The organism is Mycobacterium sp. 4D054 (genome assembly GCF_052245755.1).
In the GTDB taxonomy this organism is placed as follows: domain Bacteria; phylum Actinomycetota; class Actinomycetes; order Mycobacteriales; family Mycobacteriaceae; genus Mycobacterium.
This window is the reverse complement of the sequence record NZ_JBQQCF010000063.1, coordinates 1-26,746: the sequence shown is the minus strand read 5'-3', so window position 1 is coordinate 26,746 and position 26,746 is coordinate 1. Positions and strand designations below refer to the sequence as shown.

General features: G+C 67.9%; 29 protein-coding genes. 16 read left to right on the top strand and 13 right to left on the bottom strand.

Annotation, left to right across the window (positions count from 1 at the left end; all coding sequences use genetic code 11):
* Nucleotides 1–452: 452 nt before the first annotated feature.
* The 4 genes from ACTWP6_RS27320 (at nt 453) to ACTWP6_RS27305 (ending at nt 3,336) form a co-directional block, all read left to right on the top strand.
* The gene (locus ACTWP6_RS27320; protein ID WP_163681222.1) at nt 453–719 is read left to right on the top strand and encodes a hypothetical protein; all 267 of its coding nucleotides are present in this window, start codon (nt 453–455) and stop codon (nt 717–719) included.
* A 56-nt stretch (nt 720–775) separates the two neighbouring features.
* Nucleotides 776–2,188, top strand: a complete 1,413-nt coding sequence (locus tag ACTWP6_RS27315) for a type IV secretory system conjugative DNA transfer family protein (RefSeq protein ID WP_239343417.1) — start codon at nt 776–778, stop codon at nt 2,186–2,188.
* Nucleotides 2,185–2,514 carry a hypothetical protein gene (locus ACTWP6_RS27310; RefSeq protein ID WP_239343415.1) on the top strand — a complete coding sequence of 110 codons (330 nt, stop codon included), beginning with the start codon at nt 2,185–2,187 and terminating at the stop codon, nt 2,512–2,514. Before ACTWP6_RS27315 ends, ACTWP6_RS27310 begins: the two co-directional genes overlap by 4 nt.
* Before the next feature lie 165 nt (nt 2,515–2,679).
* Nucleotides 2,680–3,336: a hypothetical protein gene (locus ACTWP6_RS27305; protein ID WP_163681232.1), complete on the top strand. Its 657-nt coding sequence runs from the start codon at nt 2,680–2,682 to the stop codon at nt 3,334–3,336.
* Here the strand turns inward: ACTWP6_RS27305 and ACTWP6_RS27300 are convergent.
* A complete protein-coding gene (locus ACTWP6_RS27300) occupies nt 3,309–3,857 on the bottom strand; it encodes a hypothetical protein (protein WP_239343413.1) in 549 nt (182 codons plus the stop codon). The two genes, ACTWP6_RS27305 and ACTWP6_RS27300, sit on opposite strands and share 28 nt — an antisense overlap.
* 89 nt (nt 3,858–3,946) lie before the next feature.
* Between ACTWP6_RS27300 and ACTWP6_RS27295 the strand changes: the two genes are divergently transcribed.
* The 9 genes from ACTWP6_RS27295 to ACTWP6_RS27255 are packed head-to-tail and all read left to right on the top strand — an operon-like array spanning nt 3,947 to nt 13,758.
* The gene (locus ACTWP6_RS27295) at nt 3,947–4,306 is read left to right on the top strand and encodes a hypothetical protein (protein WP_239343411.1); all 360 of its coding nucleotides are present in this window, start codon (nt 3,947–3,949) and stop codon (nt 4,304–4,306) included.
* Complete coding sequence (locus ACTWP6_RS27290; protein ID WP_443189347.1) at nt 4,299–5,420, top strand: hypothetical protein; 1,122 nt, start codon at nt 4,299–4,301, stop codon at nt 5,418–5,420. Before ACTWP6_RS27295 ends, ACTWP6_RS27290 begins: the two co-directional genes overlap by 8 nt.
* Nucleotides 5,421–5,434: 14 nt before the next feature.
* A complete protein-coding gene (locus ACTWP6_RS27285) occupies nt 5,435–6,349 on the top strand; it encodes a conjugal transfer protein (protein WP_163681242.1) in 915 nt (304 codons plus the stop codon).
* A 26-nt stretch (nt 6,350–6,375) separates the two neighbouring features.
* Nucleotides 6,376–6,666: a hypothetical protein gene (locus ACTWP6_RS27280; RefSeq protein ID WP_011767719.1), complete on the top strand. Its 291-nt coding sequence runs from the start codon at nt 6,376–6,378 to the stop codon at nt 6,664–6,666.
* Between the two features lie 4 nt (nt 6,667–6,670).
* The gene (locus ACTWP6_RS27275; protein WP_163681245.1) at nt 6,671–7,018 is read left to right on the top strand and encodes a hypothetical protein; all 348 of its coding nucleotides are present in this window, start codon (nt 6,671–6,673) and stop codon (nt 7,016–7,018) included.
* A gap of 13 nt (nt 7,019–7,031) precedes the next feature.
* Nucleotides 7,032–9,620: an ATP-binding protein gene (locus ACTWP6_RS27270; RefSeq protein WP_443189346.1), complete on the top strand. Its 2,589-nt coding sequence runs from the start codon at nt 7,032–7,034 to the stop codon at nt 9,618–9,620.
* Nucleotides 9,617–11,644 (top strand): hypothetical protein, encoded by a 2,028-nt coding sequence (locus tag ACTWP6_RS27265; RefSeq protein WP_443189345.1) that lies wholly within the window; start codon nt 9,617–9,619, stop codon nt 11,642–11,644. Before ACTWP6_RS27270 ends, ACTWP6_RS27265 begins: the two co-directional genes overlap by 4 nt.
* Nucleotides 11,645–11,668: 24 nt before the next feature.
* Nucleotides 11,669–13,450, top strand: coding sequence for an AAA family ATPase (locus tag ACTWP6_RS27260; protein WP_443189344.1), 1,782 nt, complete (start codon nt 11,669–11,671; stop codon nt 13,448–13,450).
* Nucleotides 13,447–13,758 carry a hypothetical protein gene (locus ACTWP6_RS27255; RefSeq protein WP_239343401.1) on the top strand — a complete coding sequence of 104 codons (312 nt, stop codon included), beginning with the start codon at nt 13,447–13,449 and terminating at the stop codon, nt 13,756–13,758. Before ACTWP6_RS27260 ends, ACTWP6_RS27255 begins: the two co-directional genes overlap by 4 nt.
* A gap of 137 nt (nt 13,759–13,895) precedes the next feature.
* Here the strand turns inward: ACTWP6_RS27255 and ACTWP6_RS27250 are convergent, their stop codons facing one another.
* Both ACTWP6_RS27250 and ACTWP6_RS27245 read right to left on the bottom strand, forming a co-directional pair.
* Nucleotides 13,896–14,096 carry a hypothetical protein gene (locus ACTWP6_RS27250; RefSeq protein WP_239343399.1) on the bottom strand — a complete coding sequence of 67 codons (201 nt, stop codon included), beginning with the start codon at nt 14,094–14,096 and terminating at the stop codon, nt 13,896–13,898.
* 76 nt (nt 14,097–14,172) lie between these two features.
* On the bottom strand, nt 14,173–14,508 hold the full coding sequence (locus tag ACTWP6_RS27245; RefSeq protein ID WP_067774102.1) for a winged helix-turn-helix transcriptional regulator: 336 nt from the start codon (nt 14,506–14,508) through the stop codon (nt 14,173–14,175).
* A 50-nt stretch (nt 14,509–14,558) separates the two neighbouring features.
* Between ACTWP6_RS27245 and ACTWP6_RS27240 the strand changes: the two genes are divergently transcribed.
* On the top strand, nt 14,559–15,320 hold the full coding sequence (locus ACTWP6_RS27240) for an SDR family oxidoreductase (RefSeq protein ID WP_239343397.1): 762 nt from the start codon (nt 14,559–14,561) through the stop codon (nt 15,318–15,320).
* A 108-nt stretch (nt 15,321–15,428) separates the two neighbouring features.
* On the opposite strand, the gene ACTWP6_RS27235 is transcribed toward ACTWP6_RS27240, so the two are convergent.
* The 3 genes from ACTWP6_RS27235 to ACTWP6_RS27225 form a co-directional block, all read right to left on the bottom strand.
* The gene (locus ACTWP6_RS27235) at nt 15,429–16,031 is read right to left on the bottom strand and encodes a class I SAM-dependent methyltransferase (protein WP_239343395.1); all 603 of its coding nucleotides are present in this window, start codon (nt 16,029–16,031) and stop codon (nt 15,429–15,431) included.
* Nucleotides 16,032–16,215: 184 nt separating this feature from the next.
* On the bottom strand, nt 16,216–16,524 hold the full coding sequence (locus ACTWP6_RS27230; protein ID WP_239343393.1) for a hypothetical protein: 309 nt from the start codon (nt 16,522–16,524) through the stop codon (nt 16,216–16,218).
* A gap of 58 nt (nt 16,525–16,582) precedes the next feature.
* Nucleotides 16,583–17,068, bottom strand: a complete 486-nt coding sequence (locus ACTWP6_RS27225; protein ID WP_239343391.1) for a hypothetical protein — start codon at nt 17,066–17,068, stop codon at nt 16,583–16,585.
* A gap of 111 nt (nt 17,069–17,179) precedes the next feature.
* Here ACTWP6_RS27225 and ACTWP6_RS27220 point away from each other — a divergent pair, with 111 nt between their 5' ends.
* Complete coding sequence (locus tag ACTWP6_RS27220; protein WP_239343389.1) at nt 17,180–18,760, top strand: RNA-binding domain-containing protein; 1,581 nt, start codon at nt 17,180–17,182, stop codon at nt 18,758–18,760.
* A 4-nt stretch (nt 18,761–18,764) separates the two neighbouring features.
* Here the strand turns inward: ACTWP6_RS27220 and ACTWP6_RS27215 are convergent, their stop codons facing one another.
* Together ACTWP6_RS27215 and mobF are read right to left on the bottom strand one after the other, a co-directional pair.
* Nucleotides 18,765–19,694 (bottom strand): MPT63 family protein, encoded by a 930-nt coding sequence (locus ACTWP6_RS27215; protein ID WP_443189343.1) that lies wholly within the window; start codon nt 19,692–19,694, stop codon nt 18,765–18,767.
* 95 nt (nt 19,695–19,789) lie between these two features.
* A complete protein-coding gene (gene mobF, locus ACTWP6_RS27210) occupies nt 19,790–22,630 on the bottom strand; it encodes a MobF family relaxase (RefSeq protein WP_239343385.1) in 2,841 nt (946 codons plus the stop codon).
* Nucleotides 22,631–23,078: 448 nt separating this feature from the next.
* Between mobF and ACTWP6_RS27205 the strand changes: the two genes are divergently transcribed.
* The gene (locus ACTWP6_RS27205; protein WP_255729517.1) at nt 23,079–23,201 is read left to right on the top strand and encodes a hypothetical protein; all 123 of its coding nucleotides are present in this window, start codon (nt 23,079–23,081) and stop codon (nt 23,199–23,201) included.
* Nucleotides 23,202–23,285: 84 nt separating this feature from the next.
* On the opposite strand, the gene ACTWP6_RS27200 is transcribed toward ACTWP6_RS27205, so the two are convergent.
* The 5 genes from ACTWP6_RS27200 to ACTWP6_RS27180 form a co-directional block, all read right to left on the bottom strand.
* On the bottom strand, nt 23,286–23,672 hold the full coding sequence (locus ACTWP6_RS27200) for a hypothetical protein (protein WP_239343633.1): 387 nt from the start codon (nt 23,670–23,672) through the stop codon (nt 23,286–23,288).
* Nucleotides 23,673–23,796: 124 nt separating this feature from the next.
* Complete coding sequence (locus ACTWP6_RS27195) at nt 23,797–24,084, bottom strand: hypothetical protein (protein ID WP_239343635.1); 288 nt, start codon at nt 24,082–24,084, stop codon at nt 23,797–23,799.
* A 382-nt stretch (nt 24,085–24,466) separates the two neighbouring features.
* Nucleotides 24,467–25,417 (bottom strand): DUF4192 domain-containing protein, encoded by a 951-nt coding sequence (locus tag ACTWP6_RS27190; RefSeq protein WP_163886464.1) that lies wholly within the window; start codon nt 25,415–25,417, stop codon nt 24,467–24,469.
* A gap of 397 nt (nt 25,418–25,814) precedes the next feature.
* Nucleotides 25,815–26,276 (bottom strand): hypothetical protein, encoded by a 462-nt coding sequence (locus tag ACTWP6_RS27185; RefSeq protein ID WP_163886463.1) that lies wholly within the window; start codon nt 26,274–26,276, stop codon nt 25,815–25,817.
* 25 nt (nt 26,277–26,301) lie between these two features.
* Nucleotides 26,302–26,595 carry a hypothetical protein gene (locus tag ACTWP6_RS27180; protein ID WP_163886462.1) on the bottom strand — a complete coding sequence of 98 codons (294 nt, stop codon included), beginning with the start codon at nt 26,593–26,595 and terminating at the stop codon, nt 26,302–26,304.
* Between the last annotated feature and the right edge of the window lie 151 nt (nt 26,596–26,746).

Here is a 26,746-nt window from a genome sequence, read left to right as displayed (position 1 = left end):
ACAATACCAGCGCACCGCCCACAGGATCACATCACCCTGGAAATGGCGCCACTTGAAATCCGTCATCGTTCCGTCCGTCCAATCTCCGCCAAGCATGCTCAAGCTTCACGATTTTTGCAACAGAGCCCACTGAGCAGACCTCGAAGTTCGCAGCTGGTGCCCGGTTGGGTCGGCCATCCTTTGACGCAACCAGCGACGTCGTGATTGCGCTGCGGACCGCGACGGCGCAAACCTCCAGGGACGCCCTCGGTGGACCCCAGGCGTGGCAGCTGCCGATGTCCCCTCTGGGCCTTGGCTATGTCCGATCATCTGACGGTGCGATCACCGGACCCGTACGGCTGTTCACCGCTGCCGATGTGGCGCCCACGCTGTCGTCTCGACTCATGACGATCTGATGTGCGTTCGGCAATTTGTGCCTGTCGGGCACCTCGGTCGGCCGTAGCCTTATATCCATGCCCGATGAGCAGCTCGCCGCGCCGCTGTGTTTGGAGTCGTTTCGCCGCCGCAAAGTGGCGGCGCCGATCAATAGCGAGCACGCTCAGTTCACCATCGCTGATGTCGCGGCCGCGTGCGGTCTTCCACAACCTGTTGTGGCGCAACTAGTTCCGCGCACCTGGACCGATGCGGGCTGGATGTACACCGCCGACCAACTGCAGTTCGCAGTCCAGATCGGGCCTGACGTGCGCGCCGGGGAGTACGTCGCGCCGCAGCAGGACTAACCAGCACCCGAAAATAGTGCACGGAGCACCCCTGCGGCAGCCCTACTGTTCCAACTATGAGTGCGACACCGGCCGCCTCCGGCGGCTATCGGCCACCGGTGACCCCGTTCGCCGGCTGGGTCCACGACGACCGCGGCCGACTCGTGCCGCTGGAGACCGCCCCGCATATCGGCGCGTTCGCCCCGCCGGGCACCGGCAAGACCCGCAAGTGGCTGGCGCAGTCGGCGGTGCTGTGGCCGGGCCCAGCAGTGGTGTCGTCCTCCAAGGACGACCTCATGCAGATGGTGGCCTCGCGGCGCTACGGGCCTGCCGCGCTGCTGGATCTGCGGCCTATCGCTGCGCCGTACTATCCTGCCGACCTGCGTCCGTACCGATTCGATCCCACCGCATGGATCACCGGACTTGAGGATGCTAAGGCCGTCGCTCGCACGCTGTTGAGCACCTCGGCGGTGGCGCTGTCGGGCAGCTCCTTTCGCGGCAGCGACCCCGGCCCGTGGGATGACCTGGCGTTCGCCCCGCTGACCTGCCTACTGTTGGCCGCGAGTCCGCAAGGGCTGGGACTGGGCATCGACTGGGTAATCGAGGCTGCCGAGGACGTAACCCTGCCCAACCCTTGGCCCACCTCGCCGCAGATGAGCACTGATGCCTCCTGGGTGACCGCGGCCGTCTGGTCGTCGAACCGCTACTTCGAGGCCCGCGTACGCAGCGTGTTGAGCATGGAGGCCAAGCAGCGCGACTCCGTCAAAATCACCGTGACAAAGGTCTTGACTGCCTGGCTGCAGACGATGGAACGCGACAGAGGCTTACCGGTCCTCGATGAGGAATTCCTGGAGGATCCCAACGCCACCATCTACCTGCTGACCCCCTTTGATGGCACGGTCGCCGCGCAAGCGATCACTCTGATGGATCAGCTGATCAACCGCCAGCGCGTGAAAGTCGCTCAGTGGGACGAATTCTCCCGGTTGGGCATGTTTCTCGACGAGATCACCAACACGCCTTTGCCGCGGCTGCCGCAATACATCGCCGAGTCCCGCGGCCTGGGGGTCTCGCTGTGTTTTGCCGCCCAGGCCGGCGAGCAGCTCGACGCGATCTACGGCCCGCTACAGGGGGCGGCGATTCGCGCTGTCGTTCCGGCGTCGCTGCTGATGTACGGCTCCCATGAGAAGGACCTGATGGAGTCGGCGTCGTTCTGGAGCGGCAAGACCACCCGCAGCCAACTGTCCTACGACCACAGCCTGGATTCGACGTCGACGAGCCGCACCTTCGGCAATGCCCTTGAGCCAGAGGAACTTATGCCACCCAATGACTCGTTCGCACGGCTGCTGATCCGCGGAACGCCCGGACGCATGGTCACCCTCATCGACTGGACCGAGTTCGTGAAGTACCTCGACGACCTGCGGGCAGCGCGGCTCCACACCAGCGGCGGCCGCCAGCGATTCAGCGGCCTCAACCCGGCGGCCACGGCATGACGACCGTTGGTAAAGAGATCAATTCCGCTGCGTCGCAGGAGACCTCGCTGCTGTCACCGAACGTGCCCGCATCCACGGCAACGGCTCTGGCGCGAGCACGCAGAGATCTTCAGCACGCAATCTTGATGGGTGTCGACACCCATCGCCGCCGCCAGTACGCCCTCTCGGCTCGCGATGAGGCCGCCACGGTGCTCCTGGCCCCCGATGCTAGTTCCCGACAACAGCGCTATGCCCGGGTTTATCTCGTTGCCGCGCAGCGCTTCTTAGACGCCTGGGCCACACTGGCGATGTGCGACCGCGGCGAGGGCTACCCGGCTGCCAGCTAAAGGTGTGGCGGGTAGCCCACCGCGCCGGGGGGCAGCCCCATTTCCGGTGCCGGGCTTGCCGGGTGTGACTGCTGACAGCAGTCGCTGCGCTGTGCTGGAACGACCCGCACGGAATCTGGAAAAATAGTGCACGAGCGACCCTTTGGGGCGTTTTAGGGTCAGAGTATGGCTGATCCCAGCGACAAGTTTGATGAGGTGCGGCGGGCGTGGGTCGCCCGCCACCAGGGGTGGTCGCTGATCCAGCGGCGCCGCGCCGAGCAGCTCGGCCGCCGGGTCCGCGCCCGTCAGCGCAGCACCGTGGCCGCCCTACCCGATCCGCATGACGACACCTCGCTACCGCCGCTGATTCTGCGCGCCGCCAAGTCGCCTACCTCTCAGGTGGAGCTGGTGGTGGTGGCGATCCTGGCGGTGTGTATTCCGTTGGGCTGGCTGGCCGGTGTAGCGATCAAATCTGTTCTGGTGAACCTGATTCCGCAGACGCTACGGGCATTTCCGATCGCTGCTCTGCTGTGGTCGGGCGTTGCACTCGGGGCGCCGATTCTAGCTCTGTATGACCCTGCACCGACGTTCGGTCAGATGGTGGTGGTGCCGTGGCTGTGTGTCCAACTGGCTGCGGCCCCCGTGGTCGCCGGCGTGTACGGCATCGCCGAGGGCTGGCTGGCGATACCCGGCTCAGATCAGTGGTGGCCGCTGACTCCAGCAGAGCCCGCACTGAGCCCCGAAGATGCCGCCGAGATTCTGGGGCCCTACGAGATCACCGGACCGCCGGTGGTAGAGCCCCGCCCGCTGCCCGATCACGGGGAGAGGATGCCGCGATGGTGAGCGCCGCCGGCGCCTCTGCGCTGCACACTCTCGGCTGCGACGTCGTGGTCGGCGAACTCCTCGACCAGGCTGCGGTCAACGCGCAGTTCCTCGGCCAACCGGTCATGAGCGGCGTAGAGACGGTTGATCCGATCGTCGAACGCGCGCAGGTCGTCGTGCGCGCGCTCGATTTCCTCGTGCAGTTGGGTGAGCAGCCGATCGGCAATGTCGTCGGCGGTCAACGGCGTCGCGGCCTGCTCCTGGAGCCGCACGTTTTTGGTGGCGCGCGCGGTGATGCTCAGCGGATAGCCGCCCAACAGCACGACCGCCGCCGAGCCGGGCTGCCAGCCCAGAGTGCGATCGATGCGCAGCAGCGTGCGCACTCGGGGGGTGTTCTGGGTATCGCGGTCGCGCACCGCGGCCAACGTGCTGAAGTTCGGAAAGCCTCGCCGGTTGGCTTCTTCCCTCGACATCCGCAGCTTGGCCAGCCGGGCGTCGACGAAGTGCATAAGCCGGGGAACGCCGTCGGCGGGAACCGTCATATTTCCCAATTTACCGCACCCGATTGGCAAAGTCGGCCAGCGAATTTTCACCCCCGATATATGTCATATGCCGCCGTTAGGTTGCCCGCATGAAGATTCTTCTGGCCCTGTTTGCCGTCCTGGCCGCCCTCGCGGCGGTCGCCGTTCTCGCCGTGGTGCAGCTCGTGATCAAGCTCGCCCCGCTTCTGGTGCTACTCGCCGTGGCGGTGGTCGTGGCCAAGGCTGTGCAGGCTCGCCGGCGTCCACCCCCGCCGCGGATGCCGGCGCTGCCGCCGGCCCGGCGGGTGACCCCCGCTGTCACAGCACCGCCACGACCAGTGGGGTGGGCGCCGCAGGCCCCCGGCGGGTGGGTGCTGCTGCCGGTGTGGATGGGGCCCGCGCCGGTGGCGTGGCGGCCTCCACCCACCGTGATTGACGCCGACGTGGTGGAAGGCGAGCACCGTGGCTGATACCCCGATCATCACCGACGAAAGCTGGGTCGATGACCTGATGGGCGGCCCCGACCCGGCCGCGGTGCCCACCGCCGCGACGATGCAGCCCGGCGACGCCGGAACCGACCTCGACGCTGGCCAACCCGAGCCCGAGCCCGAGCCCGAGCTCGAAGCTGAGCAGTACGACGATTCGGCCGAGGCTCCTACCGATCCGCGGCTGCAGTCCGGCGCCGGGATCGCTGACGAGGTGCCGCCCGTGCATCTCGACACCGCAGCAGCCTTAACCGCCGAGCGCGACGAGTCCGGGGCGGCCCGCGCCGACGCGGGCGCCAAACGCACTGCCGTGGCGCTGGGGGCGGGACTGGTCGTGGCGGTGAGCGCCATCGTCGCCGCGCTGGTCACCTTCAGCGACACCGATGCACCAGCCGCGCCCCGTCAGGACAGTCCGGCTGCGGCCGCGCCCGTGGCTCAGCCGCAGCCAGTTCCTACCTCCGCCGCCCCGACCGTCCCTCAGGATCAGTCCATTCCCTTCACCGCCAGCGCCCCGTGCGCCGCCGGGTCAACCTCAGCGCAGTCGCTGACCGACACCGCCACCGATTCGGCGTGGGTGTGCGCCCGCGGCTCACGCGATGAAGCCCTCGAAGGCAAGATCCTCACTGTCGACTTCGGCAAGAGCTACATGATCTCCGGTGTCGAGGTCACGCCGGGATGGGTGGCGAAAACACCTGGGGGACAATACCGATGGCTCCAGCATCGGGTGGTGACGCGGCTGCAATACATCTTCCTCAACGGCAACGTGGTCTCCGACATCTTCACCCAGGACACCGGGAACGCCCACGGCCCGGTCACCGCTGCGCTGCCGCGACGGGTCTTGGCCTCCCGGGTCAACGTGGTGGTCTTGCAGACCTCCCGCCCACCTGCCTCGCCACTGCCGGCCACCGATCCCGCTGCCCTGCCTGAGGCGCAGCCAGGGCTGGTGGAATCGCTGCTCGGCGAGGGTGGCGGGCCGCTGTCGGAAACACCGCAGAACCCTCAGCCGTATCCGGATCTGACCGTGCCCGACAACGGCAGCGACCCCGTGGACAACACGTTCGCGATGAGCGCACTGAAGTTTCTCGGTTACCAGCCCTAAGAAAAGAGACCACTGTGGCACTGTCGAAAACCTGGCAAGGGCGTCTCCGCCGATGGCGCGGTGGCGCCCATCGGGCCGGCGTGATCGCCCTGGTCGCCGCCGCGGTCTTCGGCGCCGCCGCGGGCTGCAAGGTGTTCTTCGCCCCCGATCGCCCTGACTTCATCGGGATCGCTCAGCGTGAACGCAACCAACAAAGCGTTGTCGGCGCGTTCGCCTCGGACTTCGTGGTGGCCTGGCGCACGGCAACGGTGAATCAGCGCGACAGCTTGGCGCGCTTCATCACCCTGCCCGAGCAGGGACTGGCGCTCCCCTCGACGCCGGCGGCGGTGATCACCGCGCCCCAGGTGGGCCCGGTGCTGCGGATGGGCACCCTCGATGACACCGAGCTCTACACCGCTGTCATCTCGGTCAACGAACGCCCCTACGCCTCGGCCCAACCGACCCGCACCTTCTACCAGGTGCCGGTGTCGCTATGGAACCGGCAGCCACGCGCCCTGGACTTCCCGGCCCAGATCAACGATCCCGGCCCGGGCGCGGATTTCGCGCTCGACTACCGCAACGCTCTAGGCCCCGACAGCCCGGTGTTCGCCGTAGTCGCCGGATTCATCCGCACCTACCTCACCGCCACCAACGGCCTGGATCGCTACGTGGTCGCCGGTGCCCCCCTGCGCCCGATCGGCGGCTACCAAAGCGCGGTGATCTCCTCCGCGGCCACCAGTCGCAGCGTGCCCGAAGCGCCAGCGCCAGGAGAGCAACTGCACGTGCGGGCCACAGTCGTCGCCCAAACCTCGCAATTTGCCACAGTGAATCTGGTGTACCCGCTGACGCTGGAAAATAGCGGCGGGACCTGGATGGTGGCGGCCATAGACTTAGTGCCACAGGTCGGCGGCCAATCAGAAGCCGATCCGGTAGCCAAACCACATAGCTAACGCACCTCAAGAAAGGCGAGACGAATATGGCAGAAAATACCGAATTACTCGCGGCGTCGGGCCTTTTTGAGGCCGGCAACAAGCTCGGCCTGGCGGTGCTGGGCTTCTTGGCACTCGCCGCACTGGTCATCGGCGCCGGATCGGCCATCCGCAAGCTCAAAGAGGGCTCCGGGGCGGCCATCACCGCCGAAATCGGCGCCATCGTCTTCGCGGTCCTCATCGGGCTCTCGGTCGGCATCGCCTCCGCGCTCACCCAGGAAGCCGAGGACTCCGGCATCCGCAACCCGGTCCGCGTCGACAGCGTGTGGGATCGCTGAGCGTATGAGCAACGACACCTCGGCCAAGATCTACTCCGACCAACGCTCGCTGCCCATCCACCTGGGCGACTCCGGCGACGGATTCACGCTGCCGTTCAAGGAGAAATGGCGCGCCCCCGACGCCATCGCCGCAGTGCTGGGCTTCGTAGTGACCGGTTCGCTGGTGACGGCCAACATCACCAACGGGGCCAGCGCGTTCCGCATCCTGATCCTCGGCGTGGTGATCACGGTGGCTGCGGTGTGGCTGCTGTCCAAGCTGCCCGCGACCCGCCCGTCGCTGCGGACCCGCGCCCACTGGTGGTGGGAAAACCTGCGCCCGCAGGTCATCTCATCGCACCGCCCTCCCCGTTAAGAAGGGTCCTGCCATGTCTGTGCCCGCCCCGCTGCGCGCGATCGGCAACCTGCGGCTGACCCCGCACGGGGTCTACGCCGACTATCTGCTTTCCGGACAGCCGTTCATCTTCCTCTCCGAAGAGTGGCAGGACCGGGTGGCCGCCGAGCACGCCGAGCTGTGGCGTGCGCTGCCGTCGGGATCGTCGATCAGTGGCCTGACGGTGCCGGTGGCCCCGCGCGCCACCGTCCGCAAAATGCTGTACAGCCACCCCGATTTGCGCCCCGGCGCGGCCGTACCCGAGGGCGTGTCCGAGGCGGCGCGGCCCTGGGTGCAGCACTGCCGCAGCTGGGAACCCACCATCGCCGGGCACCGCGCTCGCCGCCGCATCTACTGGCTGAGCCTGCCCCTGGATTACGGGCTGGCCGGGCGCACCCCTAGCGGCACGTGGCGGCGCATGGTCGACGCCGCACTCGGCCGTGACAAGGACACCGACTCCTCCATCGCCTACTACCGTGACCTGGCCGCCCAGATGGTCGCCGCGCTGCCTGCGGTGTTCTTTCCCAAACCGGCCACGGTGGAACAGATCTGGTGGCATTGGAACTACATCGCCAGCCGCGGCGCCTGGGATGCGCCGCTGCCGACACAACCGTTCAATCCCGACGCCACCCTGCCGGGGTCGGCGTTCACCCCGGTCCACCTGGACCCGGGTGCGGCTCAGCTGCGCGCCCGCCGCTGGCGGGCGGCCCGCACCGACGCCGACGTGTTCGTACGTACCTTCCGGGATCGCACCGATGGTGTTGCGGACTCCTATCAAGCGCTGCTGCCCTTAGACAGCTTCCCCGACAACGGAATTGCCTGGCCGCGCTCGACACTGTTCAAGGTCCTCGATGACCTCACGACGCCGAGCACGGTCTTGGACTGGACGATCAACATCACCTTCACCAGCGCGGATGTGGCCGTGTCGACCGCAGAGAACGTCATCGTCAACATTCGCGACCAGTACCGCCAGCGCGGCCGCCACGCATCGAGTTCCGACGAGCTGCTGCGCAAGCTGGCCTCCGGGCGGGAGCTGGCCTCAGAACTCAAACGCGGTAGCGCCGAGCGCGGTGTGAACGCCGCCATCGTCATCGCCGCGGCCGCCGGTGACCCGGATACGGTGAATCGGGCCGTCGCCGACGTCGCCCGCACCTACCGCGGCCAGAACATCGGCTCGAAACGGTGGCGCGGCAGCCAGCCCACATTGTGGCGGGCGTTCGCCCCGGGCGGGGAGCGCCGCGCCGCCCTCGACGAGTTCCGCAACCCGACCACCACCAAGCGGTTTGCGCCGTTCGTCCCGCTGCTGGCGAGCAAGCTCGGAAACAACACCGGCGTCCCGTTGGGGATGAACCTGACCAGCCCGGGGCTGCGCGACGTCGTTCTCCTCGATGTCCTCAACGCGCCGGCCCGCGAGAATCCGGCGAATCTGGTGATCTGTGGCTCCCCGGGCCGCGGCAAATCGCATGCGACGAAGAATTTGAGCCGCTCGTGGCTCAAACTCGGCGCCGGTCTGCATTTATTCGATCCCACCGACGCCCGCGAACACGAGACAGCGTTGGCCGATTTCGACGATAAAGTCGTCATTGATGTCAGTCGCATGAATTTCAGTCTCGATGGATTGCGGGTTTTTCCTTATAAAGAAGCCGCAGAACGAACCATTGACCATTTGCTACCGCAATTGGGATTGTCGCCATTGAGCCGGGGCGCTCAGCGGCTGTGGGGGCTGCTGGCCCCGGAGTCACGCGAGGCCAACGGCATCGGCAGCACCGCGCAGCTGATCAGATATCTCCGCGAGATGCCCACAGCGCGGCGCACCGACGCCGACGAAGATCTGCTCATCGGGTTGGAGGGCCTGGCCGCCCAACGCCTGCTGCGGCCACTGTTTGATGAGTCTCTGCCCGTTCCCGACATCGCCACCACCCAATGCGTGATCTGGAATTTCGCCGGACTCAAGCTGCCCACGGTCACCGAGGAATACCAGGCCCACCTGCATCAGCAGACCACCCCTGGCCAGCGCGCCGCCCAAGCGCTCTACGGGCTGGGCGCCGAAGTGGCGCAGTCGATCTTTTTCGGCCGCCCCGATCAGCCCGACATGTTGGTCGTCGAGGAGTGCGCAGCGTGGACCAACTCTCCGGGCGGGCAGAAGTGCGCGAACACGATCATCCGCCAGGGCCGTAAGGCCTGGACGGGGTTCTGCGGTATCAGCCAGCAGCCGATCAAAGACTTCGCCGTGCTGGAGGACGAGTTCATAGATCAACGACTGTGCTTGGGCTTCAAGCGATCTGACATCGCCAAAGCAACCTTGCAGTGGTGTGACCGCGACCTGGACCGCCACCCGGAGCTGCTGGCCAACTACGTCAACAACACCAGCCCTGTGCAGCTGGTCGACCACGGCGACGATGCGATTGATGACCGCTACGGAAAGGTGATCCCCGGCCGCGAGGGCGAAGCGTGGTTCCTCGACGAGTTCGGTGGCTTCGGCAAGGTGGCGCTGTTTGCAGCCCCGACCGCAGCACTGGCCGCCCGCTTCGACACCAACCCCCACCGAGCTCGGCAACGCAGCCAGGCCACGCAGCGATCATGACCGCGCGCCTGCACTACTGGTATCTGACCCACCCGCGGTGGGGCCGGCCGCTACTGGTGCTGGGCGTCCTGCACACGCTGGCACTGCTCGCGACCGTCACCGCGCCGACGGCCAGCGCGTCGACCAACGCGATGGTGCTCAACTGGACCGGCCTCAAAGACACCTACGGGGTGCCGCTGGGCAACTACTACCTGAGCCTGCCCACCATTCGCGAGCAGATCACCCAGGCCGGCCCCGACATCGGCTGGACACCCGATAGCTGGATGGCCTGGACGCTGCACGCCATGGAAACGATGGCGTTCAACGTCACCTCGGCCAGCATCCTCACCGCCGAGGCGGGGCTGTTCATCGGCATCATCGCGTTGGCACTGTGGCTGATGAAGATGACCGTGAGCACCTACTGGCTCACCGTCATCGGCGAGATCGCCCGCGCAGTCACCAACGCGGTCATCACCGTCACCACGCAGTTGGGCCTGTTGGCGATCGCGATCCCAATCGGAGTGTTCGCCGGGGTGGTCACCATTCACCGCGGCGAAGCCGGTCGGGGCTGGACGATGATCCTCATTGCGTTGACCATGCCGGCGCTGTCGATCGCGATCTTCGCCAACCCGGCCGGGCTGATGTATGGCGAAGGCGGGCTCCTCGAGTTCGCCCGCCGGGTCGGGTTCAGCGTCGCCCAGGCCGCCACTCCGGGCCATAACGGCACCTTTGACGGTGTCGGCTCGGGCGGGCAGGTCGACGCGCTGACCGCCAGCCTGATCACCCACACTGTGCGAGAACCGTTGCAGCTGTGGAACTTCGGTCAGGTGGTCGATCGGGTCGGTGGATGCGGCGCCGCCTGGTCGGCAGCCGTCAATCGCGGCGCACCCGATGGACCGATCCGTGCCATGCAGTCCTGCGGCAACACCGCAGCAGTGTCCTACGCCCAGCACCTCGACGGCACCAACATCTGGGTCGGCCTGGTGTTCGTTGTGGTTGCGCTGCTGCTGGGGGCCTTTATGGTGCTCTCGGGCTGGGCAGTGCTCAAGGTGTCAGTCAAGGCGATCTACACAACGGTGATCCTGCTGCCGACGCTGTGGCTGGGAGCCATCCCCGGTGCCCCCCAGCGTCGCGCCACCGCCGTGGTGTGGCAGTTCTTCCGCCACGCCATCGAGGTCCTGGTCTACATCATCTTCGTCAGCGTCATGGGCCTGGCGGTGGAGTCAATCGTCGCCGGCCGGCTCCCCGCACAACTGGGCGGCAACAACCCGTTCGCGCACGTGCTGATGATGGGCGCAGTCTCAGTCGCGGCGATGATGCTGCTGCGCTACATCCGCGCCGACCTGTCGGCCGAACGACCCGGACCCGGCCTGTTCCGCCAGGCCGGCAGTGTCGCCCTCGGCATGGGGATGCACGCCGCGATCGGCGGCGTCGGCGGTGCCGCCGCGGCCGGGGCCAAGGGACTGGGATCGCGACTGCGCAACCGCGGCAACACCCCGTGGGAGCAGATGGAGGCAGACGCGACCTCCAACGCCCGCCAGATCCATGGCGCGCCGCAGCCCGGGTTCGACCCGGTTCCCTCTGACGGGAGCACTCGCAGTTCCGGTGCGGGAGGCAGCTCTGGAGGTGCCGCCGAGCAGCCCATAGCGGGTGGCATCGACCCCGGCGGCGCAGCACACCCCGCCCCAGCCGGCGGTGGAGCGCCGGCACTGTCAGCGCCGCCGGCGACCGGCGGGGGAATCCAGGGCATGCTCAGCGGCTTCGACAACGCCCGCGCCGCAGCCCCGGCCACCCGCCACTCCGCCCCGGCTCCCAGCGGGTCTCCGCCAGCGACCTTCGAGCTGCCCGGCGAGGCCCCGGGAGGGCTCGGCGGGGCGGCGACATCCCTGCCTGCGATGGCCGACCTCCCCGAGGCGCGCTACCTCGACGAGGTTCCACCACCCCCGGAACCGCCGCACGACGACGAGGAGTTTGCACCACCCGACGACGAGCCAGGACCTTCCGCCGGGCCACCGACTACCGTCAATCCCATCACCAACACGTAGCCAAGCAGGGGAGAAGCGCCACCCATGACCTCGCCGACCGAACAGCGCCGCGCGTTCGACGCCGCGATGGACAGCTACCGCTCCGGGGACCGCGCCACCGCACTGGGCATCTTTACCCGCATCACCGCCGACAACCCCGCCATGTCGGACGCCTGGCTGGGTCGCCTGGCGTGCGGAGACCAGGAACTCGACACCCTGGCCGGCGCGCACGAGAACTCCCGGGCGCTCTACCGCGAAACCCGCCGCATCGGCCTCAAGGCCGGCGAACTTCACGCCGTGATCGTGGCACCGCTATACCTGACGCTTCCGGTGTGGTCACGGGCCACGTTGGCCCTGGCCTACGCCTCAGCACTCATCCGCGCCGAACAGTACGCCGCAGCCGCCTCACTGCTTGACCACCCGGCCATCACCGAGGACACCCAAGCCGCCCAATGGCGTCAATTCATCACCGCCACACTGCACTACCGCACCCGGCGTTGGCCGGATCTGCTCGCCGCCACGGCGGTGTCCCCGCCGCCGGAGGCAACCTATGTCCTGGAACCTGTCAGCGCCGCGGTCGCGGCGCTGACAGCGGCGGCCTCCGCCAGCCTGGGCCAGTTCCAAACCGCACTCGACACCGCCGACAAGATCCACACCGACAACCCCTACGTCAGCGCCGATGTGGCGCTCACCCGCGGCTGGTGCCTGCGCGAGCTCGGCGACCCCGACGCCGCGCTGGCCGCGTTCCGCGCCGCCGCAGTGGAGGGGCAGTTGCTGCCCGCAGCCCAGCAGGCCATCGACGACCCCAGCTACCGCCTGGTGGTCACCGACCCCGAAACCATCGCCACCCGCACCGACAAGTGGGACCCGGCCACCGAGACCAGCCGCGCCCAGCGCGACGCGGCCGCACTGGCCGAAGAGCAGAAGGAAGTACTGGCCAACGCCAAGCGCCGCCTCGACGAACTGATCGGACTGGAGGGCCCCAAAGAGCAGATCGCGGTGTGGCGCACCGAAATTCAGATTGATCAGCTGATGGCCGCGCAGGGTGATGAAACGTCGTCGACCGGTGAGAACCACATGGTCCTGGAAGGTCCGCCTGGGACGGCGAAAACAACGTTCGCCCGCATTGTCGCCGAGATCCTGTTCGGCTTGGGCAAGATTCAGCGCCCCGAGGTCATGGAAGTCACCGAGGAGGACCTTGTCGTCGGCTACGTCTCTCAGACCGCGCAGCGGATGAAAGAGGTTTGCGAAGAGGCGTTGGGCGGGGTGTTGTTCATCGACGAGGCCTACCGGCTGGTGCCGGAGACCGAGGGCCACAGCTTCGGCAAGGACGCCATCAACACGCTGCTGAAATACATGGAGGACTTCCGCGACCGGCTGGTAGTCATCGTCGCCGGCTATCCCAAAGAGATGCGCCGCTTCCTGGCCGCCAACCCAGGCCTGGCGTCGCGGTTCAACTTCACCCTGACCTTCACCAGCTACACCGCCGACGAAATCGTGGCGATCGGGCGCCACATCGCGGGCAAGGAGAAGATCGCAATTGCCGAGGAGGCGTGGCCCATGCTGCATGCCGAGGCCACCCGCTTGCGCGCCACACCGACCGACGCCGGCACCGCGCTCGATATCGCCGGCAACGGCCGCTACGCCCGCAAGGTGGTCGTTGCCTGCAAACGGGAGCGCGCTCGGCGACTCAGCAGTAACACTCCGGAGGAATTGGCCGCCCTGGCCGCCGCCGATCCGTCGCTGCTGGTGGTCAACACCGATGACATGGACCGCGCCCTGGCCTCCTCGCAGAGCGGCGATATCAGCGCCGCGCCGGCGACATGACTGCCCATAGCGGCCCGGCGCAGCCCTCGAAGCCTCACTTTGCCGCGACCTATTTCTCCGACCAGCTGGCCGCGCTCATCAAGGACAACCCTCGGGTTCGGATGCTCAATACCGGCCGCACCCGCACGACGAAACCGCTCACCGTCTACAAGCTGATCCGGGATCACTGCCCGGAATTCAAGACCTCCCGCACTCAGTGGTACCGCCTCTACCACGGCGAGCGGGCACCGCGTGTCGACGAAGTGTATTGCGTGGCAAAGGTGTTTGGTGTCTCGCCCCGCTATTTTCTTCCCGACAGCACTGAGTGAGGCGCCGCGATCACCAGCGCCAGCCGGCCAGCGTTTCCAGTCGGCGGCACCGCTCCTCGCTGAGCTGTCCATTTGGTCCCGGAAAATGCACGTGGGTGACGGTGTTATCTGTAGCGGTGTTACCGACGTGTGTGGGGTCAGAACGGGGGTTCGTCTGCGCTGATTGACCAGGGATCGGTGGGTGTGGGAACCGCGGCGTCGGGCAGCGGGAGGTTGGCCACGACGTAGAGGTTGAGGATGTCGTCGCGGTCGATGAACATGATCTGACTGCGTTTGGAGGCGTCCAGGGCGTTGCCGAGCCAGTTGCGGGCTGCTTTGGTGATTTCGCCGCCCGCCACCGATTGCTGTTGTCTCGTTTGTAGAGAACCAAGACGACTCAGATTCTGTCTCGCACGGACATGCTCAGGGTGGTGCTCACCGCGCCGGCGATTGCCAGCTTTCCGACCAGTCCCATAGGGGTGCGAGGGCGGTGCCGAGTGCGTGTCCGGTGACGGTGAGTTCCCAGGCGCCCGTATCGGACTTGGCGGTGACATTGGCGGCGGAGAGTTGTTGAAGTCGCTCGGCGAGCATGCTGGACGAACAATTTCCCATTCGGCGGCGTAGTTCGAGGAATCCCAGTGGGCCGGGTTCGAGTTCCCACACGATGCGCAAGACCCAGCGCTGACCCAGTAAATCCATCGCCGCCAGCACGGGGGCGTTTGCAGGGTCGTCGGCGCGCTGGATGAACTCGGGACCGCTTGCGCTTCTCATTTAGAAGCAGCATAGTTGCTTCTAAATCAGAAGTATTTGCAGGAGGTTGCATGCCCTCGGTACGTGATACAAAACGCCTGGTCGCGCTCGTGACGGGTGCCTCGCGTGGCATCGGCGCCGAAGTTGCAGTTCAGCTCGGCGCGTTGGGCTATCACGTCGTCGTCAACTTCCGTGAGAAAGCCAAACGGGCCAATGCGGTCGTCGAGGCGGTGCGGGCCACCGGAGGTTCAGCGTCGAGCGTGCGAGCCGACCTCGTCGACAAGGCTGCTGTGCTGGCCATGTTCGAGGTGATTAAGGCGCGATTTGGCTGCTTAGATGCGTTGATACTCAATGCATCCGGCGGTTTGGAGTGGGGTGCCGATCCAAGTTATGCACAGCGGCTGAACTGCGACGCCCAGGTGCGCCTGGCGCACCTGGCGTTGCCGCTGATGCCGAAGCGCGGGCGTCTTGTCTTTATTACTAGTCACCAGGCTCATTTCCACGGCGTGAAGCCTGTGCCCGCCGATTACGTGCCTATCGCCGTGAGTAAGCGCGCCGGAGAAGACGCCCTGCGCGGTATGCGCCCCCTCCTTGCCAAGCACGGGATCGAACTGGTCGTGGTATCAGGCGACATGATTGACGGCACAATCATCGTCCGACTACTCGAACGCCGTGATCCCACAGCGGTGATCGCTCGCCGGGAGGCAGCAGGCGGACTACCGACAGTCATTGAATTCGCACACGCGGTCACACGGGCGGTCAACGAACCCTCGCCCGGCGAGACCATCTATGTCGGAGGCTACGACTACCTGTCTGCATCCCACCTCGACTAAGCCGCTTTCTTCCCGAACAACATCACAACGGTTCCGTCTTACATCTAGAGATCTGAGGTCGATCAGATCCTGTCTCATGTGTAGCTGGCGCGATCAACCGGTGTGCTTCTACTTCGGTTTGCGCCAGGTGATGGCGTATCGCCATAGCGGGAGCCGCCGCCATGCCATGCCGGGTAGCGCCGTCGTTGCGATCTGTTTGACCTCGGTGTAGCTGTGCGGAAACTGCATCTTCACCGGGGCGTTGTGCTGCCAGTAGCCGCGAGTGCGGGACAGGACGTGGTGCTGCACGACCCCAACGGCATCGAGGGTGTAATCGGGCAGAGTCGAACTGCGGGCACACCCGATCACAACCAGTGAGCCGCCGGGGGCGGTGAGGTCAGCGAGGCGCTGCAGGCCGGCCGCAAGATCGGGGAAGTGATGGACTGTGGCGACTGCGGCAACCAGGTCATAACGCGCCTCGGGCAAGCCGAAGGTGAGGGCGTCGCCGATGATCCAGTTGACGCGAGCCGAGGTGCTGGATCGTGCGAGGTTGATGACCTCGGCGTCGGAGTCGATGCCGGTGACGTCCGGGATCCCCTCGGCGAGGCGGACGGCCAGCAGGCCGTCACCGGTACCGACGTCAAGAGCGGTCCGCGCAGCTGCCGGGGCGGCGTCCAGCACGATGTCGTAGTAGTGGGTGTTGTGGTTCCACCGATGTCGGTCGTCGCTCACCACCTCAGCTTGCTTGACCGTAAGAGACCAGCGCCAGCAGGATCGCGAAGGGTCAGCATGGGACCTGCCGGATCGGGGTGGGTGGGACGTCTGTGACGAGCGTATCCGGCCTTCCGGGTCCCGGTTGTCACCAAATTGCGCACCTACGCTGGGGGAACCGCCTGTCCGCGGGGCGGTTTCCGTGTCAGTGGGTGTCGGCGGCGGGGCCGTCGTTCGTGCTGGCGCTTGCTGGCGGTGACACCGGCACAAGGTGGCCGCGGGGATCGGTGGTGTAGCCGGCGGGCGGGTCCAGTGGCAACGGCACGATCTCGCCACCGATCTCGGCCGCGTAGGCCGCGGCGTCATCAGCTTCGGCGTCGGTGAACACCCGCACCGCCGCAGGCTTACCGTCGACGCGCACCAGCATCGTGAAGTCGGCCACCGTCACATGGTCGGTTCTTCTGCGCGGCTTCTGCACGACATGCTGGGCGGGGGCATCGCCGGGTTCGCTCACCCGCCCAGTGTGGACGTGGGGCCCGACAAGGGCCGGTCCTTACTTGCGGGAGAAGTGTTCAGGCCCGCATGTTGGCGAAGGGTCGCCGCCCGTAGTGGGCGCGAAACTGGGCGATCAACGCTGTTTCGGTGGCGGCCGCGGCGGCGTCGTCGGTGACGCGCCAGCCGACGCGCAGCTGGGCGTGGTCGCTGAGCTGCCAGATCCGCCGTCCGCCGCTGTGGCCCACGGGTTGGCCGGCACCCGAGCGGCGGAACTCATCGAGCCGTTTGCGCAGACCACGGCGACCGGCACGGCCAGCGTTGGCTTTCCCGATGTAGACGATGCGGGTTTCCGGCACCCAGAGCGCTTGCAGCTCGTCCCCTGCCACGGTGGGGTCTTTGCCTTTGAAGTGGCCGGCGGGGGAGGTGTCCAGGAACGTGGGCGGGTCGTCGGTCGGTCGTACGACCACATACACGCCGGGGGAGGTCGGCACGTCCGCGGTGGGCAGCTCTGCGAACGCCACCCAGCCCGTGAAGCCACTGAGGTCGATCGGCTCGGTCGTCATGGGTCCATACTGACGCGCCACCTGGTGGGCTTTGCCGCTCTGCCGCCGTCGGGCCGCGCGGGGCCTGTTGGTGTCCGGGCTCTGTCGCGGCGCGCCCATAGGCTGGCAACTATGGCTTTGGACTTCGATACCTCGGCTCCGCTGCGGTCACCGCAGAGCGTGACCGCTTTGGTGGAGGCGATTCGTCGCGCCGACCCGGGAAGCCAGGAAACCCATTGGCTGGAGTGCAAGAGCACGCTAGATTTCGGGTCCAAGGCTGATCGGTTCGCCGCGGCGCGCGCCATCATCGCTTTCGCCAACCGCGATCCGGTCAGCGCGGGCCGTGACTGCGGCGGGGAAGCCTATCTTGTGGTCGGCGCCGCGCCGGGCCAGCTCGTCGGCGTCGAGCGCGTTGATGCGGCCGCGCTGCACGACAAGCTGCGGCTCTATGTAGATGGCCCGCACTGGACGATGGACTACGTCGAGGTCGACGGCCATGACGTTGCGGTGTTCACCGTCGCCGCGCCGCGTCCCGGCGATCGGATTCACTCGCTGGTCACCACCTATGAGAACAACCGTTCGGGCACGGTGTTTCACCGCGGCGTGGCCAGCTCACCCCCGGCCACGCACCGTGAGCTGATCATGCTGCAGGACCGGCTGCTCCAAGATCCGCCCCGCCCGCTGGGCGAGCAGTTCCGCGACGCGGTGGAGCAGGGCAACCCGCTGGTGGTTGCCCGGCTGATGCGCGCCACGGTCCAGCAGCTGCAGGCGGCCCGTGCTGACCCGCAGGTGTTCCCGAACACGTTCGCCAGCCGCCAGCCGGTGGAGCAGTTGCGCCAGTACCTGGCGATGGCGCAGAGCTACCAGGAGCTCACCGCCCCGTTGCTGGATCACCTCATCACCGCATGCGCATGGCCCAACCCCGATCACGAGCGCATCTGGGCGGACACGATGGCTGCGCTGGCCCAGCCGGCACCGCTGAGCGACACGGTGACCGGACAGATGCGGGTCGGCGCCACCCAAGCGTTGATCGTGGAAGGCCGTGACGACCGTCTTCAGGCGTTGGCGCTGCTACCGGCCACCCTGGCGCTCTACGCGGGCTCGATCTCTGCGGTCCAGGGACGAAACTTCGGTGCCCTGCGGGCGCTGACCACCGACGCCACCGTGCCGTGGTCGCTCACGCACCCCAATCTGCGGGTCACGGTGATCGAGAGGGTGGGCCCATGGGAGGCGCTGTCGCGCGAGGACAGCTTGGCGTTGACGCTGCGGGCGGCCCAAATCGCCAGCGACGACGCGGAATTGGAGCAGCTGTTGGGCGACATCGCCCAACAGCGACGGCGTAAGCCGCCGTTTGTCGCCTCGTCGTACCTGTTCGACGCGCTGCAACCGCACTTCGCCGGCCTCTACGGTCTGCCGCGCTACGGCGAGCTGTTCGACGAGACCGAGATCATGTTCTCCCTCGTCGTGGCCGACCAGATGGCCCAGGACCGCGTCTTCACCCAGCCGTGGCTCGGGTTGTTCGTCACCGACGCCAGCCACACCGCCCGCCTGGAGGACAGTCGCTACGGAGCGGTGCTGGCTGAGGTGAACGCCGCCGGTGACGACTGGCCGCCGCTGCAGGCGGGCATGTTCGGCGGGTCAATACACCGCCTGTCGGCCGCCCTGCAGCGCGTCACCGAATACACCAAGCAGATGCGACACCGCGTCTTCTGACCAATCAGGGCATCGGTACCGGCGTGGTGGTGACGGGCGCCGCCGGCGTTCCCGCACCGGCAGCCGGGGCTACCTCGGGCGCGGGCAGGGGGGTGCCGGCGCTACCCGCGGGCGTCGCGGTCGGCGCGGTGGCGGGGGCGGGAGTCTCGGCCGGCAGCGGGGTTCCTGTGCTGATGTCGGGGGTTGTCGTGACCGATGGGCTACCCGCTGGGGCTGGGGTGCCGCCGGGGGCTACGGCGCCGGTCGGCAGTGGAGTTCCCGCGCTGCCGGTGGGCAGAGGTGTACCGACACTGCCGGGGGTCAGCGGTGTGCCCACGCTGGCGGGCGCGGGCGTCATGGGAGTTTCGGCGGCCGGCGGGACCGCTGCCGGAGCGGCTTCGGTGTCTTGCGCCGGCGAGCTGGCACTGGGGGTTCCCCGGTAGGGGACCGAGCCGCCGGCCGCGGGGGCTGGCGGTGCGGGCGGCGGGGTCAGCCAGACCGCGAGGTCGCGGGCACCGTCGTTGTAGACGACGCTGTCGGGCTGGGCGCCGGTCACGTCGAAGTAGATTTTTCCTGAGGTCTGCTGGCCTTGGGCGAGCGCGGCCGGGTTGACTCCCTGGGGGGTGGCGACCAAGAACAGCGTTCGGTAGGTGTCGCCGTTGCGGGCCCGCGCGTTGAGGTCGGACACGATGGGCTGAACGGTGCCCGCGACCGCCGTGTTGGTGGCGGTGGCTTCCCACAGCGCTCCGCGAACATGCCAGGGGATGACGTCGCTGCTCGGCTTGAGCCCGCTGATTGTCCAGGCCTGCACCACCGGCCCGTTGATCATCAGTTCGGCGGGCTGCCCCAACGTCACCAGATTCGGAGTGGGGTTGTCGGCCAGCGCAATCGGCGCGCTCAAGACACCGATCCCGGCGGCCGCTGCGGTTGTCGCCAACACGGTCGTGATCTTCACCTGGTGCACTCCTTGCGTCGTTGGCCGCTGGCTCCCCGCAGCAACCGGTCAGGTTCTGACGCTATCGCGCATTGGTGGCACTGTGCGTCACCAGATCAGAGTTCGAGGCCGTCGATGTCGCGCCCCCGGTCACGGTCGCGTTCGGCGACGGTCTCGGCGACGGTGGCCATCCGCTGGTAGGCCGCGGCCGCGGCCCGGCCGGCGGCGCTGTGTTCGCGCCATACCGCGCTGCGGGCGCTGCGGCGCCGCTCTTGGGCGATCAGCAGGTCGCTGACGGGTTGGGGGAGTAGGTCACGTTCGGTGCGCTCAGCTTCGGCGTGCATGGTGCGGGGCCGGTCGTCGTTGGCCAAGATGGTGCGGAAGTGGTGGGCGGCAGCCCATTTGTTGCCGCGCCGCAGGACGTGAATGTCAGCCCCGGCGACCAGGCGTGAGTGTTCGTGGTCGGCTTCGCCGCTGATCCGTTGGTAGACGTAGGCGTGGTTTTCGTCTTTGGCGCGGGTCATGCCGACGTAGGCCATGGCTCGGCTGGAGGTGTCGGCCAGGATGGAGTGGCACACACCGGGAGTGGTTTTGTTGCCCACAGTGACTCCCTGGGCGGAGTGCACGGTCACCGCGTAGCCGAGGGTGACGTTCTGGCGCAGGTAGTCGCCGTCGAAGACGACGCGCGCTTTGTCGGTGAGCCGTTCGGCGGCCACCCGATTGGTCTTTTCGTCGATGCCGGCCACGCGCCACCGGTTGCCGTTGCGTACTTGGTCGACGGCCTGGCCGACGGGGTGCTCGGCCCCGGGGTGCACGGGGATGCTGATGTCGTTTTCGCGGCTGATGATGATGTCGCCGACGGCGATGCGCTGGTCGCGGGCGGCCCGTACGGACGGCCCGTCGCCGACGAGGGCGTTGTGGACGCGCTGGTTGAGCGCATCGGCCATCTCCCAGGAGTCGCAGACCATCAGTGAGTCTTTCCCGGCGGCCCGGTCAGCCAGGTAGGCATCGCCGGCGTCTTTGGCCATCGCGATCGGGTCGCCGGTGTGCAGGCGGCCGTGACTGCGATACCAGCCGACCGCCTTGCGCAGGCGATTGCCGTGTCCGGACCGCAACGCCAGCGAGGCGTCGCGCTCCTCGGCGCTGCGCATCCGCCACACTTCGCCCAGGCGCTGCGACCAGGGCAGGTCCCCGCAGAGATGCTCGAACATGCCGCCGCGGGCTTTCACCGGCGCCAGCTGGTAGGGGTCCCCGACGAGCACCATCTTCGCGCGCCCGGCCACCGCGGCCGACAGCAGTTTCTTCAGCTCGGGGGTGCCGACCATGGAGGCTTCGTCGACGACGACCACGGTGCGCCGGTCGATGGCCAGATTGTTGTCCTCGATGAGCTTGAGCGCCTTGGCCACGGTCAGGCCGCGGTCGCCGGCTTCCTCCTGCATCGCTTCGTCGACGGCTTTGCCGGTGGGCGCGAGCACGAGCACTTCTTTGTTCGCCCGGTGCGCGGCGGCGCGCAGCGCCTTGAGTGAGTGAGTTTTGCCAGCACCGGCCGGGGCCTGCAAGGGCTGCACCAGAAATGGGGAGACGGCGATGTTGCGGATGGCGCGCTCTTGGTCGGCGGAGAGGTCCCCGAGATCGGCAGCGCGCACATCGAGACGACTGCGGTTGTCGGAGGTGTCCACCATGTCGAGGATGCGGGACTCCTCGAGCATGATCGCGTCGACGGTGTACTTCTCGTGCCCCTCGCGGTGGTGCGCTTCGCGCGGCGCGCTGATGCGCACACCGACGTCGTCGACGAACGCTTCGATGAGCGCGCGCGGTTCCCCGACCGCGCCGACTGGCAGCTGCGCGCCGACGATCTCCACCATGTCCGCGCGCGTGAACGCGGCCTTGTCGATGCGCGCTGCCATGTGCGCGATGCGCGCTCGGTCCAGGGGGGTGCGCGCCTGTGCGCGCCGCGCTTCGCGCGCGGCGAAGTGCGCGTCGCGGTCCAGATCCAGACCGCGCGCGTCGGCGCGCCACATCGCTTTGAGTTCGTCCCAGGCGAGCTGCTCGGGTTTGGTGGGCCGGGTGGCCTTCTGCGCGGTCGCCAACTGTGCGGCGGTCGGCTCACCGTCGACGACGACGAGGTTGTCTTTGGCCCATTCTCTCAGCCGAGTGGACCGCTGCGACCACGCCTTGATGCTGGCCGCAGTGACGCCGGCGATCTCGGCCATGCCGGAATGCTCGTCGACGGGCTGCCATTCGAAGCCCCGCTCGGCGTGCAACTCGTGGCGCAGCGTGGCCTGGTAGATGATCCCGGCGGCTTTGGCTTCGTGATACAGCGACTTGGAGTCGATCGACACCAGCCGCCCATCGGCTCTGACCTGGCGATTCGGCACGATGACGTGGGTGTGCAGGTGCGGGTCCCCGCAGCGGCTCGTCTCGTGCTGGTAAGCGATCGCGACCAGTCCGGGCAGCCGCTGGAGGTCTTTGTTGCTGGTCAGCGGGTTGTGCACCCGGGTGTACCCGGCGTGTTCGTGCAGGTAGGTCATCGCGGCTTCGACTGCTTTGACGTGGGCGTTCTGCATGACCTTTTCGGCCACGTCGTCGGTCAGCGATCGCAGCAGCGACACACTCTTGGGTGCGGCGAACATCAGGTCAAACCCGTGCACCCCGTTGGTTCCGAACGCCCGGCCGGCCTCCCCGTTGGGGGTCACGCCGTCGTCGAGCCACCGCGCCGCTACCTCGGTGTCAGCAAATCCGCCGTCGAGTGCGGCGCCGTCGAGTCCGGTGGCCTCACCGACGGTGGCTTTGTCGCCGACCACGACCCAGGTCGGGACGCGGGTGTCGCCTTCGGAGTAGTACTCGCCCAGGCCACCGCCGGCGGCCTGGCGGTCCATCGAGGCTTGCCGGGCCTGATTGGCGGTGTCGTTGTAGTAGCCGATGCTCCAGCGACTCAGCCGCGAGATCGTCAGCACGGTCGCACCGCCACCAGACCACCTCACCAAGCCGGACAGGCCGCCGCCAGGCGGCCGGGGTTCGGGCGCGCCAGCGCCCGAACCCGAGTATTGCACAACTTGTGCCAATGTGCCGGAAGTCTGGCGGAAGTCTGGTGGGTAGGAGCGGAGCGGAGGCGGAGTGGGTGTGCTGCAAGGGGGGAGGTGGTGAGGAATTGATGCCAGTGTGTGGTGAGGGGCGGGCTTAGGGTGAGGGGGATGGAAAGAGTTGGGGTGTGGGGGACGACGTGGAGGTGAGTGGGCTTGTGAGAGGTGAGGGGCGGGTCGGCGGCGCCGCGCGAGCGGCGTGGGCGCCGGCCGCGGCGACCTGGCGGTCGGTGCGGGCGTGGCGGCGGGTTGGGGCGGACCGCAGGGCGTGGCTGGCGCAGCTGTGTGAGCAGTCAGCAGCTACGGAGCAAAGGGGGTGAGAATGGGCAAGATTTGGGCGGCGCTGGCGGCGGTGGCTGCAGAAGGCGCGGTGTTGACGTGGCTGGTGGGCGGCCAGCTGTGGGAGTGGATGAGCGCGGGGCTCAGCGCCGGCATCAGCTATTGAGGCCGGAGCTGGACCGGAGGAAAAAGAGAGCCGGCACGCTGTCTGTCACGAGGACAGGGCGTGCCGGCTCTTTGGTGTCTGGGGTCAGGGTGCGGTGTGGACGCTGACGCGGTGGTCGAGTTTGAGCAGTCGGGCCAGTGGCGGCACGTCGCCGCCGTGGCGGGCGGCATGAGTTTCGGCGTCGGCGAGCAGGGCCGCGGTGCGGCGGTAGTCGGCGGCCAGGAAGGCGCATTGGGCGGCGAGCACGTAGGCCGCTGCGGCGATCGGCCGCGGACCCAGGTGCGTAGCGATGCGCTCGTAGAGGTCCGCGGCGCGGGCTTCGTGGCGGTCGGCGACGCCGGCGAGGTGGCGCGCGTGCGCGCCGGTGAGCACGGTGGCGGTGCGCTCGGCGAGGTCGGCGGTGGGTTCGGTGCGCTCGATGAGCGCGGTGCGCAGTGCACTCAAGGTGTTGAGGGTGTCGGTGTGCGTCATGGCAGTCCTTTCACGGGGCGCGGTGTGCGCTGAGGGTGATGTGCGGTCGGTGATGTGCGGTGCTGGATGTGCGGTGCACCCCGGGCCCGCGCGGTGCGGGTCCCGGGGTGCGGTCGGTGGCGCCCTAGTGGGTTGGGGCGGTGGCGGCGATGAAGGCTTCGGCGTCGGCCAGGTAGTACTCGGCGTGGCGGAGCTCGTCGGGGGTGGCGTCGTCGGCGAGCAGGACGGTGACGGCGTAGTCACGGGCCGACAGGGCGTATTGGTGGCGGCGGTGCGGGTCGTCGGCGGCGGCCACAGCGGAGTGGATGTCGGCGCGGGCGTAGGCCAGCACCGCCGTGGTGCTCGGCCCGGCGTTGAGGTTGCTGGTGGGGTCGTGGTCGGTGACGGCCCAGGGGTTGGCGGCGAGGGTCATGGTTGTTCTCCGTTCGTCTGCGGTATTTGCTGCGCCGGTTAGCGCTGGGGTTGCGGGGGACCGGCGGGGTGGCGCGCGCAACCTCGAAGAGGCCGTGACGGGCGGAGCAGGGTTTTCGGCCCGCGAGCGGCAGCGAGCTTGGTAGGGCCGAAAAGGTCACTCGGCCTGCGGAGTTCGGCGCGGGTGTGGGTTGCGCGTGACGGGGCCTCGTCGGTCACACTGGGCGACCCAGCTGAACGGTTAAAGGTGAGGGGCTACGGACCACGCCCGCCGCAGGCGGGCATCCGCCGGTCGCACCTAGTGCGCCGGCGACCGCGTACCGGAAGACACCACACCAGCCGGTGCCCGCACCCTGCGCGGACACCGGCCGGGGGGCGGCGGGTTAAGTGCCGGGGTGGGTGTCGGTGAGGACGCGGCGGATCAGGGCGGGCTCGATGCCCGATTCGAGGGCGGCCAGGAGCATGGCGGCCAGGGTGGGCGGTTCGTCGCCGGCGTCGGTGGCCTCGGTGATGGCGATGTCGGCGGCGATTCCGGCGCGGACGGTGTCGTTGATCAGGCAGTAGCAGACTGCGGCGATGGTGAGCGCTTCGGTGCGGGGGCGCCCGCGCAGTTGGCGGGCGATGTGGGTCCACACGTTGGTGGCGGCACGCTCGTGGTCGAGGGCGAGGTGCAGCATCGCGTCGCGGAGGGCGGGGTGGCTGGTGATGAGGATGCCGGCGCGGGTGGACAGGGTGGCGCTGATGTAGCGGCTGGCTCCGGTGAGAGCGTCGGTGATGTCCTCCATGGTGGTGGTTACCAGGACGGCGTGGTCTCCGACGGCGACGGCGGGGGCGGGGGTGATGGGGTCGAACTCGCGCACGAGGTCCTCGCGGTGGGCGGTGAGGATCGCGCCGTCGTGGATGCGCTGCGCGGTCAGCAGCGAGTCGGTGTAGGGGTAGGTGGTTCCGGTGGCTCCGGTGTCGGGGTCGATCCAGGTACCGGCGGCGGTGACGTCGCGGGTGGTGAGGCGGCGGCGGACGGTGATGCCGGCCTCGGTGAGGGAGTCGCGGATGCCGTCGAGGACCACTGCGGCGTGGTCGTCGAGCTCGGCGCTGCACACGGCCAGGAGCAGGGCGCCGTCGTATTTCGCGGCGTCGAGGTGGCAGGTGCGGGCGAAGCTGGCAGCTTGGCTGGCGCTGATGGTGATGTCGCAGCGGATGGTGACTTTGATGATGGGGGTGCCGTCGGGCTCGGTGCCTAGCAGGTAGACCACGACGCTGTTGGTGGGGGTGAAGCCCAGCAGGGCGGGGGCAGCGGCGATGACGTCGGCGGGGGCTCCAAGTTTGATGGTCATGGTTGTTCTCCGTTCGTGTACGGGTTGGGTGCGCCGGTTAGCGCTGGGGTTGCGGGGGACCGGCGGGGTGGCGCGCGCAACCTCGAAGAGGCCGTGACGGGCGGAGCAGGGTTTTCGGCCCGCGCGAGCCGGCGCGCAGCGCCCTGGCGAGCTGGCGTTGGGCCGAAAAGGTCACTCGGCCTGCGGAGTTCGGCGCGGGTGTGGGTTGCGCGTGACGGGGCCTCGTCGGTCACACTGGGCGACCCAGCTGAACGGTTAAAGGTGAGGGGCTACGGACCACGCCCGCCGCAGGCGGGCATCCGCCGGTCGCACCTAGTGCGCCGGCGACCGCGCACCGCGAAGACACCACACCAGCCGGTGCCCGCACCCTGCGCGGACACCGGCCGGGGGCGGCGGGTTAGGTGCCGGGGTGGGTGTCGGCCCGTCGTTCGGCGGCGGGGGTGTCGAGGCGACTGATGGCCCAGGGTGCGTCGTCGTAGCCGGGCAGTTCGCCGATGAGGCGGTGTTCGAGGGCGCGGCAGAAGGAGTGGGCTTGGCTGGTGCGCCAGCCGGGGTGCTCGCAGGACTGGTATTCGTAGCAGTGCAGAGCTTTGAGCAGCTCGACACCGCTCCAGGTGGTGTGGCGGGGCCGCTGGTAGGCGTAGATATAGGCGTCGTCTTCGTCGTAGCGGTAGTTGACGGAGGCGGCGTTCTCGTCGACAAGCATCTGTCCGACGGTGTCGATTGCGTCGTCGGTGAGCCGGCCTTCTCGGCTGGGGTTGTCGTAGTACCAGACCAGGGGTCCGTAGGGGTTGGTGGGCCGGCTGGCGGCCCAGAGCAGGACGTGGATGTGTTCGGGGTCGACGATGAATGCGCTCATGGTGGGTTCCTTTCTGGGGGTGGGGTTAGGCGAGGCCGGCGGCGGTGAGGCGGCGGCGGATGGCGGCGAGACTGACGGTGGAGTCGGTGATTCGGGCCCAGTTCTGCCAGCCGTCGATGGCCTGCTCGACGTCGTTGAAGTCGACGTCGGCTCGGCTGATGGGCAGGGTGTGTCCGTTGTCGGGGTGGTCGAACTTGGCGACGACGGCGATGAGTTGGCCGGTGTCGTCGAACCACCCGTTGCGGCGGAAGCGCAGTTGGTAGGGCCGACTGTCGTGGTCGTCGAGGAAGTCCCAGGCCAGGCCGTAGTCGATCTCCATGGTGTTCTCCGTTCGTGTACGGGGTGGGTGCGCCGGTTAGCGCTGGGGGTGCGGGGGACCGGCGGGGTGGCGCGCGCAACCTCGAAGAGGCCGTGACGAGCGGAGCAGGGTTTTCGGCCCGCGCGAGCCGGCGCGCAGCGCCCTGGCGAGC

What these genes read in the sequence shown, in the direction of transcription:
- ACTWP6_RS27305 (WP_163681232.1), top strand. Translation starts at nt 2,680, where the DNA reads ATGGCTGATCCCAGCGACAAGTTTGATGAGGTGCGGCGGGCGTGGGTC.
- ACTWP6_RS27185 (WP_163886463.1), bottom strand. Translation starts at nt 26,276, where the DNA reads ATGAGCGCATTCATCGTCGACCCCGAACACATCCACGTCCTGCTCTGG.
- ACTWP6_RS27195 (WP_239343635.1), bottom strand. Translation starts at nt 24,084, where the DNA reads ATGACCCTCGCCGCCAACCCCTGGGCCGTCACCGACCACGACCCCACC.
- ACTWP6_RS27255 (WP_239343401.1), top strand. Translation starts at nt 13,447, where the DNA reads ATGACTGCCCATAGCGGCCCGGCGCAGCCCTCGAAGCCTCACTTTGCC.
- ACTWP6_RS27205 (WP_255729517.1), top strand. Translation starts at nt 23,079, where the DNA reads ATGGGCAAGATTTGGGCGGCGCTGGCGGCGGTGGCTGCAGAAGGCGCG.
- ACTWP6_RS27320 (WP_163681222.1), top strand. Translation starts at nt 453, where the DNA reads ATGCCCGATGAGCAGCTCGCCGCGCCGCTGTGTTTGGAGTCGTTTCGC.
- ACTWP6_RS27300 (WP_239343413.1), bottom strand. Translation starts at nt 3,857, where the DNA reads ATGACGGTTCCCGCCGACGGCGTTCCCCGGCTTATGCACTTCGTCGAC.
- ACTWP6_RS27265 (WP_443189345.1), top strand. Translation starts at nt 9,617, where the DNA reads ATGACCGCGCGCCTGCACTACTGGTATCTGACCCACCCGCGGTGGGGC.
- ACTWP6_RS27310 (WP_239343415.1), top strand. Translation starts at nt 2,185, where the DNA reads ATGACGACCGTTGGTAAAGAGATCAATTCCGCTGCGTCGCAGGAGACC.
- ACTWP6_RS27220 (WP_239343389.1), top strand. Translation starts at nt 17,180, where the DNA reads ATGGCTTTGGACTTCGATACCTCGGCTCCGCTGCGGTCACCGCAGAGC.
- ACTWP6_RS27225 (WP_239343391.1), bottom strand. Translation starts at nt 17,068, where the DNA reads ATGACGACCGAGCCGATCGACCTCAGTGGCTTCACGGGCTGGGTGGCG.
- ACTWP6_RS27240 (WP_239343397.1), top strand. Translation starts at nt 14,559, where the DNA reads ATGCCCTCGGTACGTGATACAAAACGCCTGGTCGCGCTCGTGACGGGT.
- ACTWP6_RS27190 (WP_163886464.1), bottom strand. Translation starts at nt 25,417, where the DNA reads ATGACCATCAAACTTGGAGCCCCCGCCGACGTCATCGCCGCTGCCCCC.
- ACTWP6_RS27275 (WP_163681245.1), top strand. Translation starts at nt 6,671, where the DNA reads ATGAGCAACGACACCTCGGCCAAGATCTACTCCGACCAACGCTCGCTG.
- ACTWP6_RS27280 (WP_011767719.1), top strand. Translation starts at nt 6,376, where the DNA reads ATGGCAGAAAATACCGAATTACTCGCGGCGTCGGGCCTTTTTGAGGCC.
- ACTWP6_RS27315 (WP_239343417.1), top strand. Translation starts at nt 776, where the DNA reads ATGAGTGCGACACCGGCCGCCTCCGGCGGCTATCGGCCACCGGTGACC.
- ACTWP6_RS27260 (WP_443189344.1), top strand. Translation starts at nt 11,669, where the DNA reads ATGACCTCGCCGACCGAACAGCGCCGCGCGTTCGACGCCGCGATGGAC.
- ACTWP6_RS27180 (WP_163886462.1), bottom strand. Translation starts at nt 26,595, where the DNA reads ATGGAGATCGACTACGGCCTGGCCTGGGACTTCCTCGACGACCACGAC.
- ACTWP6_RS27200 (WP_239343633.1), bottom strand. Translation starts at nt 23,672, where the DNA reads ATGACGCACACCGACACCCTCAACACCTTGAGTGCACTGCGCACCGCG.
- ACTWP6_RS27295 (WP_239343411.1), top strand. Translation starts at nt 3,947, where the DNA reads ATGAAGATTCTTCTGGCCCTGTTTGCCGTCCTGGCCGCCCTCGCGGCG.
- ACTWP6_RS27245 (WP_067774102.1), bottom strand. Translation starts at nt 14,508, where the DNA reads ATGAGAAGCGCAAGCGGTCCCGAGTTCATCCAGCGCGCCGACGACCCT.
- ACTWP6_RS27270 (WP_443189346.1), top strand. Translation starts at nt 7,032, where the DNA reads ATGTCTGTGCCCGCCCCGCTGCGCGCGATCGGCAACCTGCGGCTGACC.